This is a genomic window from Paenibacillus typhae (assembly GCF_900099765.1).
Classification (GTDB): Bacteria; Bacillota; Bacilli; order Paenibacillales; family Paenibacillaceae; genus Paenibacillus_AQ; species Paenibacillus_AQ typhae.
On sequence record NZ_FNDX01000005.1, the window covers coordinates 183378 to 197207 of the forward strand.

Sequence of the window (13830 nt, forward strand, 5' to 3'; positions counted from 1 at the left end):
CAAGAAAGCGTTATTTCGCTACAATGAGGAGGCAAAGAAGACCTCAAGCGACATCAGAGAGAAAGAAGGAATCATCCATGAATACGGCTATGCCAGGCAATAAAAAATGGCTTATCGTTCTAGGCACAGTAATCATGCAAATGGGACTGGGAACCATTTATACATGGAGCCTGTTCAATGCACAGCTTGTCAGCAAGTTCGGCTGGGAGCTCAGCTCTGTTTCCATAACGTTTTCCATTACCAGCTTCGCCCTGGCCTTCGCGACGCTGTTCGCGGGGAAGCTGCAGGACCGGTTCGGCCTCCGCAGGCTGACCGCTGCTGCAGGGATTATGCTGGGGCTTGGTCTGATCCTGAGCTCGCAGGCGAGCTCACTCCCGATGTTTTATCTGCTGGCCGGCGTAGTGGTGGGTTATGCGGACGGTACGGCTTATATTACCTCGCTGTCCAATCTGATTAAATGGTTCCCCAAAAATAAAGGGCTGATCTCCGGGGTATCCGTCGGGGCGTATGGCACCGGCAGCCTGATCTTCAAATATATCACCGGCAGCCTGATTGAGTCCCAGGGCGTTTCCGGTGCTTTTCTGTACTGGGGCATGATTGTGATGGTCATGATCGTCATCGGTTCAATGCTGGTGAGGGAAGCTCCGGCTCCGGCAAAGGCTGTCTCCGGCAGAACGGCTGCTTCGGGCGGTACAGTGATACCGGCCAAAGACTATACAGTAAAAGAAATGCTGCGCACCAAGGAAGCTTATCTGCTGTTCGTCATCTTTTTCACGGCCTGCATGAGCGGCCTCTACCTGATCGGCATCGTGAAGGACATCGGCGTGACGCTGGCCGGTCTGGATGTAGCGGCTGCGGCCAATGCCGTAGCGATGATTGCCATCTTCAACACAGCCGGACGCCTGATTCTCGGCGCGCTGTCCGACCGGATGAGCCGGCTGAAGCTGCTCAGCATCACCCTGGCGGTGACAGCTGCAGCGATGTTCACCCTCAGCTATGCTGCCTTGAACTATGGGCTGTTCTTCACCTGTGTTGCCGCCATTGCCTTCTGCTTTGGAGGTAACATAACCATCTTCCCGGCAATCGTCAGCGATTTCTTCGGTCTGAAGAATCACAGCAAGAACTACGGTGTTATCTATCAGGGCTTTGGAATCGGCGCATTGTCCGGTTCGTTCATCGCGGCGCTGCTCGGCGGATTCAAGCCTACCTTCATCATCATCGGGCTGCTGTGCATCCTGGCCTGCCTCATTGCGGTTTCCCTGAAGGCGCCGGGACAAAGACAGGCAAGGGAAAAGGGAATGAGCCTGAAGCCTTCGCGGCCTACGGCTTAACCATATATAGCAACATGTCGGCTTAAGAGTGATACAGACAAAGAGAAGGCTGCCTGTAGAGCAGCCAGGAGAGAGATATTTGCCTACGTTTATGCGGCGGCGGGTATCTCTTTTTGGCATGTTTACACTTTGGGGAGGACTGGGGAGCAGGCGGTCGAAATGCTATAGCAGGGGCAGACCAACGGATCAGGATAAAAAGGATGATGAAGTTCCATTTACATGGCCGAAAATAATTTGCCGGAGACAGGCACTTTTTGGAGAGGCCGGGTGTTATAGAGATATACATGGAAAGGAGGCGCTGGCAACGTCACAGGAGCATTTGCATGAGAAGGAGCAGGTGGAGGCTGTAGTCGCGCAGGTCCAGCAGGGCAACCGGGAAATCTATGCCTGGATTGTCGGACAGTTTCAGCAGCCGCTGTACCGTTATTGCTGCCGTATGCTGGCTAACCGGCAGGATGCTGAAGATGCGGTGCAGGATATTCTGGTCAAAGCCTACCAGTCTATCGGAAGGTACAGGCAGGAGGTCAGCTTCTCTGCCTGGCTCTACAAGATTGCGGGCAATCATTGTCTCAATCTGCTGCGCCGGCGGCGGATGCAGGAGCGCATCCTGCGCCTGTTCCGGCCGGATACGGTGAGCATCGGCGCGGAGCAGCAGATGGAGGCCCGGATATTCAGCCCGGGGCTGGGCGCGGCACTCGGGTCACTGACACCGGAGGAACGGAATATTCTGGTGCTGCGGGTTTTTGAGGAGCAGACCTTTCAGGAGATGGGGCAGATTCTCGGCAGCAGTCCCAATGCGCTGCACAAGCGGATGGAGCGGATCAAGCGGAAGGTCAGGAATACGATGAAGACAGAGGAGGAAATCTCTTGGAACGAGCCGGAGTCCATAGCGGGCACCAAGATATAAAAGGAGCTGCGGTTCATGAGGAGCTGCTGCCGGGCATAAATGTTACAGATCAGGTCATGACGCGCATACGGGAAATGGAGCCGGTACGGAGACGCAGCGCAATCCGGTTTGCCGGCAAAACCGCTGCAACCTCAGGGATGCTGGCTGTGGCGCTGCTGGTTGCAGCAACAGCTTATGCAGCCACGGAGTATATTCAGATCCGCAACAAGGCGGGAGAGGTTAAGGTACAGCATATTTTAAACACGGATACAGAAGAGGAACGGTTAGCGAGGGGGACCTCCTCTTATTACAAGTATGAGCAGAAGCTGATGAATTTTGCCAAGCCGGGTGAGCAGCTTGTGTATTTTGTTAGAGGAGAGCCAATCTCTGAGGGTACAGGCAGACTGCTGCAGTTTGCATATAAGGAGGAACGGATCACTGAGTATTCCGCATTCCTTGATCAGATGAAGGCCAAGAGCTCACCGATCATTCTGCCGGAGACAGCCGGAGGGTATGATTTTAAATATGGTGGAGTGCAGCCCCTGTATCCAACCAAGGACGTAACAGATAACGACCCTGTCTATCGGCAGGCGTTGAGCGAATTGATCGGGGAAGCCAAAAAGGATAAGACGCGTAATTTATTTATGAAGGTGATGCCTTGGACCGAAACCGGAGCGCTGAATGCACAATATAGGAAGGGTGGGGCTTTCATCAATCTCTGGGCTTTTATGATGAGTGGCGGTAACATGACGGTTCATCAGAAGCCTGCGGATAAAGCGGAGAAAATCAAAGTAGAGGGCAGGGAAGTCATCTACAATTATATCGATTACGGACCGAACTCATTTTTTTACCTGACATGGTACAATGAGCCGAAGGATGCCTATATCCAGCTGAATTCCTGGGGCGACCGGGTGCTGACCAAGGAGCAGCTGCTGAAAGTGGCCGGGGAGTTGATTAAGGGCGGGCTGTAGAGGTAGAGTTGAACGGCTTGCAGGGTTGAGGAAAGAAAAGGTGAGCGGCTTGCAGAGCTGTGAAATGAAAAGTTAAACGGCTTGCAGAGCTGTGAAAAGAAAAGGATGGTACGGGTAACCCGGCTCCGCTTGCAGCGGGCCGGGTTATTTGAATGCGGCGCCGTGTGTCTGTAAGGCAAAGGTACACGAGGTGGGGGCGGGTGCGTTTGATGAATGGGCAGACTGGAGGGACTCCCCGGAATTGGCAGCCGCCGGTTGGAACGGTTGGAATAAGGGGAATAGAGGGGGAAATCCCATTAGGTCGGCTGTTGGCGGGTGGAATGAGGAGATTAGAGGGAAAAATCCCATTAAGTCGGCTGCTGGCGGGTGGAATGAGGACAAGTAGAAAGGGAGGAAGGAACATTGAATGTTCCTTCCTCCCTTGTCGTATAGTGTATAACTGCCGGTCTGTTTAGAGAGCATTTAGTTATGATGAACTAACACAGTTAGCCAGCCGTTGGTATGGAGTCCAACAGTATTGCGGCATCTCTCGCTGTGGCTGCAGTTATTGCTGGCAGCTTACCCCTCCAGCAGCAGCGCTTCCGGATCTTCAAGCAGCTCCTTGACCTTGACGAGGAAGCTTACCGCCTCCGAGCCGTCCACGATCCGGTGATCGTAGGACAGGGCGATGTACATCATCGGCCGGTTGACAGTGGTTTCTTCGTCCAGGGCGATCGGACGGAGCTGGATCTTGTGCATGCCGAGAATACCGACCTGCGGGGTATTCAGGATTGGCGTGGAGAGCAGAGAGCCGAACACGCCGCCGTTTGTAATCGTAAAGGTGCCGCCCTGCAGCTCCGGCAGGCTGAGCGTGTTCGCGCGGGCCTTGGAGGCCAGCTCAAGAATCTGGCGCTCAATTTCCGGGAAGCTGAGCCGGTCCGCATCGCGTACCACAGGGACGACCAGACCTTCCTTGGCGGAAACGGCGATGCCGATGTCATAGTATTTTTTGATCAGCAGCTCTTCGCCGTCGATCTCTGCATTCAGCAGGGGATAGGCCTTGAGCGCACCGATCACGGCTTTGGTGAAGAAGGACATGAAGCCGAGTCCGACATCATGCTTCTCTTTGAAGGCATCCTTCCGCCGCTTGCGGATGTCGAGGATGGCCGTCATGTCCACCTCGTTGAAGGTGGTCAGCATGGCCGCCGTCTGCTGCGCTTCGACCAGGCGGCTGGCAATCGTCAGCCGCCGGCGCGACATGCGCTTGCGCTCTACGGCTTTGCCGTCCTGCGGCGCTGCATTAGCCGCAGCGGGCTTCGCCGCAGCCGGCACGGCCTGCGGCGCCGGTGCCGCTGGCGCAGCGGCCGCCTGGCCGGCTGCGCCGTGGCCGTTCACATCGGCCTGGGCAATCCGGCCGATGGGGTCGCGGGCAGTGACCTCGCCGAGGTCGATGCCCCGCTCCCGCGCGAGCTTGCGCGCCCCCGGCGTAGCCAGGGCCGCAGTGCTGCCGGCCGCGCCTTCGGGAGCGGCCGGAGCCGGTGCAGCGGCAGCAGGTGCCTGCGCTGCCGAAGCTGCAGCAGGCGCGCTGCTGCTTCCCCCGCTGTTCGCGCTGCTCTCCCCGCCGGCACCGCCGCCTGCCGCAGCCGCGCCGATCACGCCGATCGCCTCGCCGACGGCCACGTTCTCGCCCGCCTGGCGCAGGATGGCTGAGATCACGCCATCCTCCTCGGCGCTGATCTCAAGATTCACCTTGTCGGTTTCAAGCTCGGCCAGCACATCGCCCTGGCCGACGGTGTCTCCTTCTTTTACCAGCCACTTGTATATCGTTCCTTCGGATATGGACTCGCCCAGATCGGGTACTTTAATTTCGGACACAGGCCGTTACCTCCCCAAACTTAATAGTTTACGTTATCACGATACCGTCTTCCCGTCAGGAGGACGGTACAGGCGCTTGTACTTGAGAGTTCGATTTCAGGGCTTCTGTAACAATGCGACGCTGCTCGAAGGTGTGAACATCCGCATATCCGCTGGCCGGGCTGGACCGTTCAGGACGGCCGATATACCGGACACTGACCTGCTCCGGTGCAATATCACGCAGCCTTGGTTCCGTATAACTCCAGCCGCCCATATTCTTAGGCTCCTCCTGTACCCAGACAATCTCCTCCAGGGAGGTCAGGCTGTTCAGGTGTGCAGCGAGCTCGGCCTGCGGGAACGGATAGAGCTGCTCCAGACGGAGGATATGCAGCCAGGACCAGTCACGGCCGCCGGCCGCCTCCAGCTCGGTCTGCAGATCGATGGCTACCTTGCCGCTGCAGACAACCAGGCGCTTCACTTCAGCCGGCTTGCTGCCCAGCAGCGGCTCCGGAAGCACAGCCTGGAAGCTGCCGGAGGCAAGCTCCGCTCCCGGCGAGGTGCTGCGGGTGTTGCGGATCAGGCTCTTCGGAGCCATGATCACCAGCGGCCGGGCATCCGGCTGTCCGCACAAGGCGGCCTGGCGGCGCAGCAGGTGAAAGTACTGTGCGGCACTGGACAGGTTCGCTACCGTCCAGTTCTCTTCGGCCGAAAGCTGCAGGTACCGTTCCAGCCGTGCACTGGAATGCTCCGGCCCCTGGCCTTCATAGCCGTGCGGGAGGAGGATCGCCAGGTTGCTGCGCTGTGTCCATTTGGCCCGTCCGGCGGAGATGAACTGGTCAATGATGACCTGGGCGGCATTGGCGAAATCGCCGTACTGGGCTTCCCAGAGCACAAAGGTATCCGGTGCGAACACATTATAGCCGTACTCATATCCCAGCACGGATGCTTCCGAAAGCGGGCTGTTATATACCCCGAAGGAAGCATTGGAGGATTTCAGCTGATGCAGCGGGGAGTAGAGTGCTCCGGTCTCGCTGTCATGCAGCACCAGATGACGGTGGGCGAAGGTGCCGCGCTGTGAATCCTGTCCGCTGAGGCGGATCGGAGTGCCGTCCTTCAGGATCGTTGCAAAAGCCAGTGTCTCGGCCAGCGCCCAGTCAACCCGTTCCCCGTCCTTCAGTGCATCCTTGCGGCGCTGGAGAATCCGCTCCAGCTTAGGATACACCTTGAAGCCGGCGGGTGCTGTTAACAGCTCCTGGTTGATCTCCTTCAGTGTGCTGAGCGGGACCGCTGTCGGACGCGGAGCCTTGGACTCCGCTTCAAGCAACACCGATGTTTTGGACTCGCCGTTCTTATGCTTGCCTTCCTTCATGGATTCGAAGGCTGCCTGCAGGACGCTTTCTGATTCGGTACTCATGCGCTGCACTTCTTCCGCAGTGATGATCTTTTCGCTCTGCAGCCGCTGGGCATACAGCCTGTAGACCGTCGGATGGCTGCGGACTTTGCCGTAAACAACCGGCTGGGTTGTCTCCGGATCATCCATTTCATTATGGCCGTGACGGCGGTAGCCGATCAGATCAATGACGAAATCCTTTTTGAACAAATTGCGGTAAGCGCTAGCCAGGCGGACAGCCGAAATGCAGGCCTCCGGATCATCGGCATTTACATGCACAATCGGGATTTCATAGCCTTTGGCCAGGTCACTGGCATAATGGGTAGAGCGGGAATCTTCGCTTTCCGTAGTGAAGCCGATGCGGTTATTGACGATAATATGCACCGTTCCGCCATTCTGATAACCCTTCAATTTGCCGATATTAAGTGTTTCCGCAACGATGCCCTCACCGGGAAAAGCGGCATCCCCGTGCATCAGCACAGCCATGGCCTTGCTGGTATCCAGCTTCGGCAGGCCCGGTGTGCTCCGGTCCTCCTGAGCTGCACGGGTAAAGCCCTCAACAACAGGATTAACAAATTCCAGATGGCTGGGATTGTTGGCCAGCGTAATCCGTGTGCGAACCGTTTCTCCCTGGCGTACAGCGCGGTCAGCGCCAAGATGGTATTTGACATCCCCGGTCCAGCCGTAGTTGATTCCCATTGAGCCTTCGGAAGGAAACAGCTCCTTATTCGGAGAATGATGGAACTCTGAGAAAATAATATCATACGGCTTGCCCAAAATGTGAGCCAATACGTTAAGACGTCCGCGGTGAGCCATCCCCATAAGAATATGCTCTGCACCGTCGTGTGCCGCAGCGCGCACGATCTCATCCAGCATCGGTACCAAGGCATCGTTGCCTTCAAGGCTGAAACGCTTCTGGCCGACAAAGGTTTTGTGCAGGAAGGTCTCGAACTGCTCCACCTGGATCAGCCGGTTCAGCAGCTCCTTGCGTTCATTATTGTTCAGCGGAGCGGGGGAGCTCAGGGATTCCGCCTGGCTGTTCAGCCAGCGCAGCTCCTTCTCCTCGTGCACATGCCCGAATTCATAGGCGATAGTCCGGGTGTAAGCCTGAAGCATCCGCTGAACCGCGTCCCAGGCGGTTTTGACATCAGCAGGCGCGTTCTCCCAGATCAGCGAGGCAGGCATTGCCGTCAGATCCTCACGGGTCAGATCATAGGTACGGAAATCCAGCCATTGGGCCATCGGATTCTCACCGCGCTCAAGCGGATCAATATTGGCGGCGCGGTGGCCATGTATACGAATGTTGGCGATCAGCTTGGAGGCTCTTACCGCCTTTTTCAGCCACTCGGCATCCCCGGTGACAGCAGGCATCGGAGCCGGTTCCGGTACAGGTTCCATCGGAGGCGGTCCGGATGCAGTAAACAGATCGCGGTAATTAGGTTCTACTGAAGAAGGATCATTGATAAACTGTTCATACTTGTCTTGGATATAGCCCAGATTGGGTCCGTGATAATTGCTCCAAACGGATTCATTATAGGGTCCTTTGGCTGCCATGAATACATCCTCCTAACGGATGAACCCCACATGCTCCAGAAAAAGCACCAGCAGCTGGCGGGGCTGATATGTTTGCGGTTTCATTTCACTACTATTGTGCAACTTTAACGTCTGCTAATCAATTCATACTTTGTGCAAATCCGTTCGCAAAACGGTATGATTCAGGCCTTAATTCATCCAGAACCATCATAAATGCGGAGAGCTGATTGGATCTTGGGAAATTGGGTAAATAAGTCTATATTTGCTTATAGGAAAATAGGTTGAGCACTCCGCTAGTTTTAGGTCATAGCGCACAGTTTTCATATAGTTTAATCAAAATATTACAAAATGAATCGTGAACACCGAAGATATTCCTATAAAATATTTCCAACAATCGACACACTTTTTGTGGAAGGTGCTATATAATGTTATTGCAGATAGCGGTTTCATTCATTATTAGCCAGATCCTTTCATGTAAAGGGTCCAGTAAAGGGTAAACCTGGACGAAAGACAGGGGCACAAAGTCTCGGATCTAATGTAGAAATACTATGATGGCCGGACTGCCTGGGGACGCGTAATCTTAGGAGGAGATTTCTTGGATAAGTCCAACCAGGGGAATGTCGGAGAACTGCAGACGGGTGATCTGGATCTAGAGTGGGTGTACTTAATGATGGCGGCCAGAAAGGCCGGCCTCAAGGTGGAGGAAATCCGCCGGTTTTTGAGTGAAAAAGCTTTGCAGGCGATGTAGTGCAGTAGAGCATCCGGATATTACATACAAAAAAGGGCACAGCGAACGAGGCTGTGTCCTTTTTTGTATGTCCGGAAGGGAAAACCTCCGGATATCTATTCCTTCTGCTCCAGCCGCCATTTCTGATAGTCCAGAAACTCCTTGAATTCCCGCTTGCTTATGCCGGAAGCCATAGCCTCCTGTACGAGACGGAACCATTCTCCGTCAAGCGAAGCTTCCTGCGCTTCTACAGGTTCACCGTACAGCAAGACATGAATGGATACCTGAAGCGCATCAGCCATCTTCTCAATGAACTGGATGGAGGGGTTGGATTGAATATTTCTTTCCACATTGCTCAGGTATGATTTCGCCACGTCCGCCTTATCCGCAAGCTCGGATAAAGACAGGCCCTTCTCCACGCGGAGCTGATGAATGCGACTTCCTAAATGTTCCGGCACAGTTAAACGCCCCTCCGCACTTTTTGTTAACAGTATAGCAAATAACCCTACGACGGACAAAGGACTATCCAAAAAGTTATGGATCCATTTGTAAATCCCCGCACCCTAATTTCCATCTCTGTAACTGAATCCATTGTACACGGCGATAATATCTGTTTTCTGTAAAAATGTTCTCTAAAAAGTACGATATCATGAGCAAACCGCTGAAAAACAGAGGAAAAGTCCATCAATATCGTTCTTTATAACGAATTTTACTCGAAAATGAGAGTTTAATTTTGTAAGGGCGATGGCATATACTAAGGCCAAGGTTCTTTATAACGAACAAAATATGTTCTTCATAAAGATCATATAACTGATAGATGAACTAGTATGCATGCCACGTGCACACTATTAAAGGAGAGGCTCAAATGAGGCTTTCACGGACATCGCGCAAGAAGAATAAAAGCAGACTTAACCTCCCGCGGCTTGCCGGAATCGTAGTCATTTCTGCTTATGGAATCGGCCAAATCACCTCACCGACCTATGCGCTTATTACCAGCAGTACAGCGTCGGAATCCGGCATTACGAGTGCATTTGTTTTCCCGGTTACAGTGGATCAATTAGCCAATCAGGCCAGCGATGCGATGAACCGGGCTATTCTGAAACATGAGGCGGCAAAAGGGGCACTGGCAGACATAGCAGACAAGGATGCGGATTCCAAAAAGGCAGGGAATCAGATTGGAAATATTCAGGAGGCTGCCGAACAGGCGCGCAGAGCAGCTGCTTCTGCCGCTGAATTGCTGGCTCAGCTCGAGGCTTACTCTCTGCGGTCACAGCAGGAGCTTGCGCAGCAAAGAGCAGAAATGGATCTTAGGCTGGCTCCTGCAGGAGTCACCATTGATCAGCTGGATACAGCGCAGCAGACCGATCCCGCTGCATTTGAACAGCTGCTGGTCAAGGCTGATCTGACCATGATCGAATTTCAGGAAATGGTCCGCAGACTTGCTTCCACTGTGCGGGTAGATACATACGTGCGGGCGGCCTATCAGCAGGCTTTGACAGCGGCCTCTCAAGCCGGAAGCTACGCCGATGAAACTGCACAGCTGTATGTACAGGCAACGGAAGCTCTGCAGGAGCTCAAAGCAGCCGAGGAAAAGGCGAAGCTCGAAGCAGAGAAGAAGGCGAAGCTGGAAGCAGAGAAGAAGGCGAAGCTCGAAGCGGAGGAGAAGGCGAAGCTCGAAGCAGATAAGAAAGCGAAGCTCGAAGCGGAAGAGAAGGCGAAGCTGGAAGCAGAGGAGAAGGCGAAGTCCGAAGCGGATGAGAAGACAAAGCCCGGGACTCAGGAGCCGGCACAGCCGGAAGCTGAACCAGCAAGGCCCGATGCATCTGAACCTGCCGTGCCGGATGTGCCTGTAGCGGACACGAATACTGACGCTATAACCGTAAAAATAGGACACGACAAAACAGATTTTAATTAAGGAGATGCCTCAAGTGATACTCAAATGGACCCGCACTTTAATGATGTATGTTCTGATGGCCATGTTTCTGCTTTTGCTGATATCTGCGGTAACCAGCAGGATGAATGGCGGAACGCCCAAGGTTCTGGGCAAAGAAATTCTGACCGTCCTCTCTGGCTCGATGGAGCCCGGAATCAAGACCGGTGCTATCATCGCTGTTAACCCGGTGAGAGGGGAGGCACAGCAAACGGCCTTTAAGCCGGGAGATGTGATTACTTATAAGTCTCTGGATGGATCAGGCAGCCTGATCACTCACCGTGTTGTGAGCGTCAGCGGTACAGGGTCTGAGCTTGCCTACATTACCAAAGGCGATAATAACGATGCCCAAGACCCGTCGCCGATACCAGCAGAAAGTGTAGTTGCAAGCTATGCTGACTTCACGATTCCTTTAGCAGGGTATTTGATGAACTGGGTAAAATCGACCGCAGGCATCATAGTTGTGATTTTGATTCCTGGTATTTATCTGGTCATCTCGTCGGTTATAACGATTTTTAAAGCGATCATGCGGATGGATGACGATTCTGCAGAGCTGCAGACAACAGCCGGTGATTCCCCGCCGGTAACGAACGGTTGATGCTTCCTTTAACGCGCTCACGCGGTTAGGGAAGATTCAATAAATATTCCATTATATTCTCCATGCATGGAGACCAGGAGGAGACAAATTACAATGGCTAATCTCAAAAAGACAATGGCAATGGCAATGGCAACTACTGCACTGGGGGCTACTTTAATTGCCGGGGGGTCCTTCGCGATCTTTACGAGCTCGGTACAGAATACAGGCAATACCTTTGCTGCCGGTGAACTGAAGATAGGCTTGGATAAAGAGGATACAAACGGTGCCAAGTATTTTACGCTTGAGAACTGGGCTCCTGGAGATTCTGACATCCAGCGGGTAGTAGTAACGAACAAAGGCTCACTGGAACTGCGTTATGACCTTACCCTGGCAGTTGGCGGTGACCTTGGCACGGCCATACTCCCCGACTCCCACCCAATTGTTATTAAGGCTTACTCCGACGCTGACGGAAATATTCCGCTCACAGTGACTGACCGTGTCCTGGACGTCGGCGACTCTGAGACCATTTATGTCAAAGTGGAATTCCCTAAAGATGCCGGCAATGAGTATCAGGGCAAAACCGGAACAGCCAGCATCAAGGTGGATGCAGAGCAGACCAAAAATAATTAACAGCCAGCGGTATTTGATTCAAAACATATCATCTAAAGGGGGGAAGCCCCCCTTTTTACTAAGGAGCGCTTAATCTTATGATGAAAAAGAAAAAATTGCTTATTACCGCCCTTTCTTCCGTTGTTCTGCTCTGCGCTGCGATCGGCGGCGGTACCTATGCGCTGTTCACCAGCTCTGCACAAAACACAGGCAATACGTTTGCTTCCGGTACGCTGTCTCTCAGTACTCACCGTAACGATGTCCCGGTAGAAGGGCCGATGTTCTATACCAATGATTCGGATGCCGGACGTATGGGAACCGGGCTGTGGGCGCCGAAGGATAGCCACACCCGTGCCATGCTGATTAAGAATACCGGATCACTGGACGCCAAATTGACTGATCTGATTGCCAAACCCGAAGGAACGACCCAGCAGCAGGAAGATGCGCTAGCATTCGGCGAGCAGGCGGTGGTGACTGTAGCGGCTTTGGCAACCCCGAATGGCGTGACGCTTAATGCCGATGCGCTCAACCGAGTGAACGAAGCTGCAGATAAGTTGTTCAAAGACCTGATCAACGGTTCAAGATTTTCCAAGGCGCTGGCCCGCAGCGGGCAGGAGGCATTCGCCATTGCCAGAGAAGCTGTACTTGACTGGACCTACCGTGTAGACAACAATGGCCAGACAGTTGAGGTTAGCGTGTCGGATGCATATGTCGGCTCTCTCAAGGATCTGTACAACGGAGGCGCCGGGCGTGATGCGAACCTTCCAAATCTGATCCTTCCGGCTAAAAAGACAATGCACCTGGCCTATAATGTGACCTTCGTTGATGATGCTGGCCTTGCCTTCGATAACGACGCCATTCAAGGGAAGGTTGTTAACTTCACCTTCAAAAATACTTTCGAGCAGGTGAAGAATAACTAGAATTAGGGTAGAACTGCAAAAGAGCGTCACCCCCGGCCTGATCAACCGGAGGTGACGCTCTTTTCATCGAGGATAACACGGGGCTCCATGCCTAAGGCAGTTTTTCCCCCCGCGAGCTTATATACAGCTCATACCATTCCTTGCGCGACAGCCCTACCTTGTCCGCACCCGCACAGGCAGCGATCCGCTTGGGATTCACAGTGCCGATTACCGGCTGGATGGCTGCAGGATGGGTCATCAGCCAGGATAATACGATGGCTTCAGGTGTAGTGTTCTTCTGTTCGGCAAGCGAGCTGACGAGTGCCGCTGTTTGCACTATATTCTCCGGCTGGCCCTCAAGGGAGCGCCCGCTGAAGCTGCCCTGAGCCAGCGGCCCCCAGGCCTGCAGCTGGATATTCTCCATGCGGCAGTATTCAACCGTGCCTTCAGGGAAGGTGATGTCCTTCCAGGGCTCGCGGTTCACGCTGACCATCGCATCAAGCCAGCTGATTTGGGCCAGGCTCATATGCAGCTGATTCACAATAAACGGCTCATCGCAATAATGCTGCAGCAGCCTGATTTGGGAGGCGCTCATATTGGAAACGCCAAAGTGGCGGACTTTGCCCGCTTTTTTCAGCTGACGCAGTGCTTCTGCAATCTCCTCCGGGTCCATCAGCGGGTCGGGCCGGTGCAGCAGCAGGATATCAAGATACTCTGTACCGAGACGGGATAACGTACCATCAACGCTCCTCAGGATATGCTCCCCTGAGATATCAAAGGTGTTGCTGGTATCCCCCGGCTCGATCAGCCTGATGCCGCATTTGGACTGAATGATGATCTCCTCGCGCAGTCTCGGCCGGTCCTTGAAGATTTGTCCGAATACCTTCTCCGCCTTGCCGCGGGTGTAGATATCGGCATGGTCAAAGAAGTTGATGCCAATGGACAAAGCGGCTTCAACCGCATCATGCCCCTGGCGGATATTTTCTGCGGTCAGCGGCTCGTGATCCCAGCCTCCGCCGAGTCCCATGCAGCCCAGGGCAATGCGGCTGGCGGGGATTCCCCGTGCATTAAGTGGCAGCGTTTTCAGCAAAAAATGATCCCTCCGTCACAAATGGAATTACAGCTCAGGGAATATTGTACACCT

At 53.9% G+C, this 13830-nt stretch carries 12 protein-coding genes and 1 riboswitch; of the genes, 8 read left to right on the forward strand and 4 right to left on the reverse strand.

Annotation, left to right across the window (positions count from 1 at the left end):
• The first annotated feature begins 77 nt into the window (after positions 1 to 77).
• The 3 genes from BLR64_RS06650 (at position 78) to BLR64_RS06660 (ending at position 3188) form a co-directional block, all read left to right on the forward strand.
• Complete coding sequence (locus BLR64_RS06650; RefSeq protein WP_090713379.1) at positions 78 to 1331, forward strand: L-lactate MFS transporter; 1254 nt, start codon at positions 78 to 80, stop codon at positions 1329 to 1331.
• A 319-nt stretch (positions 1332 to 1650) separates the two neighbouring features.
• A complete protein-coding gene (locus BLR64_RS06655; RefSeq protein ID WP_244157628.1) occupies positions 1651 to 2238 on the forward strand; it encodes an RNA polymerase sigma factor in 588 nt (195 codons plus the stop codon).
• On the forward strand, positions 2199 to 3188 hold the full coding sequence (locus tag BLR64_RS06660) for a hypothetical protein (protein ID WP_090713380.1): 990 nt from the start codon (positions 2199 to 2201) through the stop codon (positions 3186 to 3188). The genes BLR64_RS06655 and BLR64_RS06660 overlap by 40 nt, the downstream gene beginning before the upstream one ends.
• A gap of 558 nt (positions 3189 to 3746) precedes the next feature.
• Here BLR64_RS06660 and odhB read toward each other — a convergent pair.
• Both odhB and BLR64_RS06675 read right to left on the reverse strand, forming a co-directional pair.
• Entirely contained in the window at positions 3747 to 5042 is a 1296-nt protein-coding gene (gene odhB, locus BLR64_RS06670; protein WP_090713382.1) for a 2-oxoglutarate dehydrogenase complex dihydrolipoyllysine-residue succinyltransferase, read from the reverse strand.
• Between the two features lie 55 nt (positions 5043 to 5097).
• Positions 5098 to 7965 carry a 2-oxoglutarate dehydrogenase E1 component gene (locus BLR64_RS06675; protein ID WP_090713383.1) on the reverse strand — a complete coding sequence of 956 codons (2868 nt, stop codon included), beginning with the start codon at positions 7963 to 7965 and terminating at the stop codon, positions 5098 to 5100.
• Between the two features lie 461 nt (positions 7966 to 8426).
• A riboswitch (cyclic di-GMP riboswitch) is annotated at positions 8427 to 8512 on the forward strand.
• A gap of 27 nt (positions 8513 to 8539) precedes the next feature.
• On the opposite strand from BLR64_RS06675, the gene BLR64_RS06680 reads away from it, so the two are divergent.
• Positions 8540 to 8692: an anti-repressor SinI family protein gene (locus BLR64_RS06680; RefSeq protein WP_090713384.1), complete on the forward strand. Its 153-nt coding sequence runs from the start codon at positions 8540 to 8542 to the stop codon at positions 8690 to 8692.
• A gap of 95 nt (positions 8693 to 8787) precedes the next feature.
• Here BLR64_RS06680 and BLR64_RS06685 read toward each other — a convergent pair whose 3' ends face one another.
• Positions 8788 to 9129, reverse strand: a complete 342-nt coding sequence (locus BLR64_RS06685) for a helix-turn-helix domain-containing protein (protein ID WP_090713385.1) — start codon at positions 9127 to 9129, stop codon at positions 8788 to 8790.
• Positions 9130 to 9536: 407 nt separating this feature from the next.
• On the opposite strand from BLR64_RS06685, the gene BLR64_RS06690 reads away from it, so the two are divergent.
• The 4 genes from BLR64_RS06690 (at position 9537) to BLR64_RS06705 (ending at position 12707) form a co-directional block, all read left to right on the forward strand.
• Positions 9537 to 10586 (forward strand): hypothetical protein, encoded by a 1050-nt coding sequence (locus tag BLR64_RS06690; RefSeq protein ID WP_090713386.1) that lies wholly within the window; start codon positions 9537 to 9539, stop codon positions 10584 to 10586.
• 13 nt (positions 10587 to 10599) lie between these two features.
• The gene (sipW, locus tag BLR64_RS06695) at positions 10600 to 11199 is read left to right on the forward strand and encodes a signal peptidase I SipW (RefSeq protein WP_167360616.1); all 600 of its coding nucleotides are present in this window, start codon (positions 10600 to 10602) and stop codon (positions 11197 to 11199) included.
• A 93-nt stretch (positions 11200 to 11292) separates the two neighbouring features.
• Positions 11293 to 11808: a TasA family protein gene (locus BLR64_RS06700; protein ID WP_167360617.1), complete on the forward strand. Its 516-nt coding sequence runs from the start codon at positions 11293 to 11295 to the stop codon at positions 11806 to 11808.
• Positions 11809 to 11885: 77 nt separating this feature from the next.
• The gene (locus tag BLR64_RS06705) at positions 11886 to 12707 is read left to right on the forward strand and encodes a TasA family protein (RefSeq protein WP_090713389.1); all 822 of its coding nucleotides are present in this window, start codon (positions 11886 to 11888) and stop codon (positions 12705 to 12707) included.
• Positions 12708 to 12798: 91 nt separating this feature from the next.
• Here BLR64_RS06705 and BLR64_RS06710 read toward each other — a convergent pair whose 3' ends face one another.
• Positions 12799 to 13776 carry an aldo/keto reductase gene (locus tag BLR64_RS06710; protein ID WP_415840966.1) on the reverse strand — a complete coding sequence of 326 codons (978 nt, stop codon included), beginning with the start codon at positions 13774 to 13776 and terminating at the stop codon, positions 12799 to 12801.
• Between the last annotated feature and the right edge of the window lie 54 nt (positions 13777 to 13830).

Excerpts from the sequence above, each read along its gene's own strand:
- BLR64_RS06650 (WP_090713379.1), top strand. The coding sequence starts at position 78 with ATGAATACGGCTATGCCAGGCAATAAAAAATGGCTTATCGTTCTAGGC.
- BLR64_RS06675 (WP_090713383.1), bottom strand. The coding sequence starts at position 7,965 with ATGGCAGCCAAAGGACCCTATAATGAATCCGTTTGGAGCAATTATCAC.
- BLR64_RS06690 (WP_090713386.1), top strand. The coding sequence starts at position 9,537 with ATGAGGCTTTCACGGACATCGCGCAAGAAGAATAAAAGCAGACTTAAC.
- BLR64_RS06700 (WP_167360617.1), top strand. The coding sequence starts at position 11,293 with ATGGCTAATCTCAAAAAGACAATGGCAATGGCAATGGCAACTACTGCA.
- BLR64_RS06705 (WP_090713389.1), top strand. The coding sequence starts at position 11,886 with ATGATGAAAAAGAAAAAATTGCTTATTACCGCCCTTTCTTCCGTTGTT.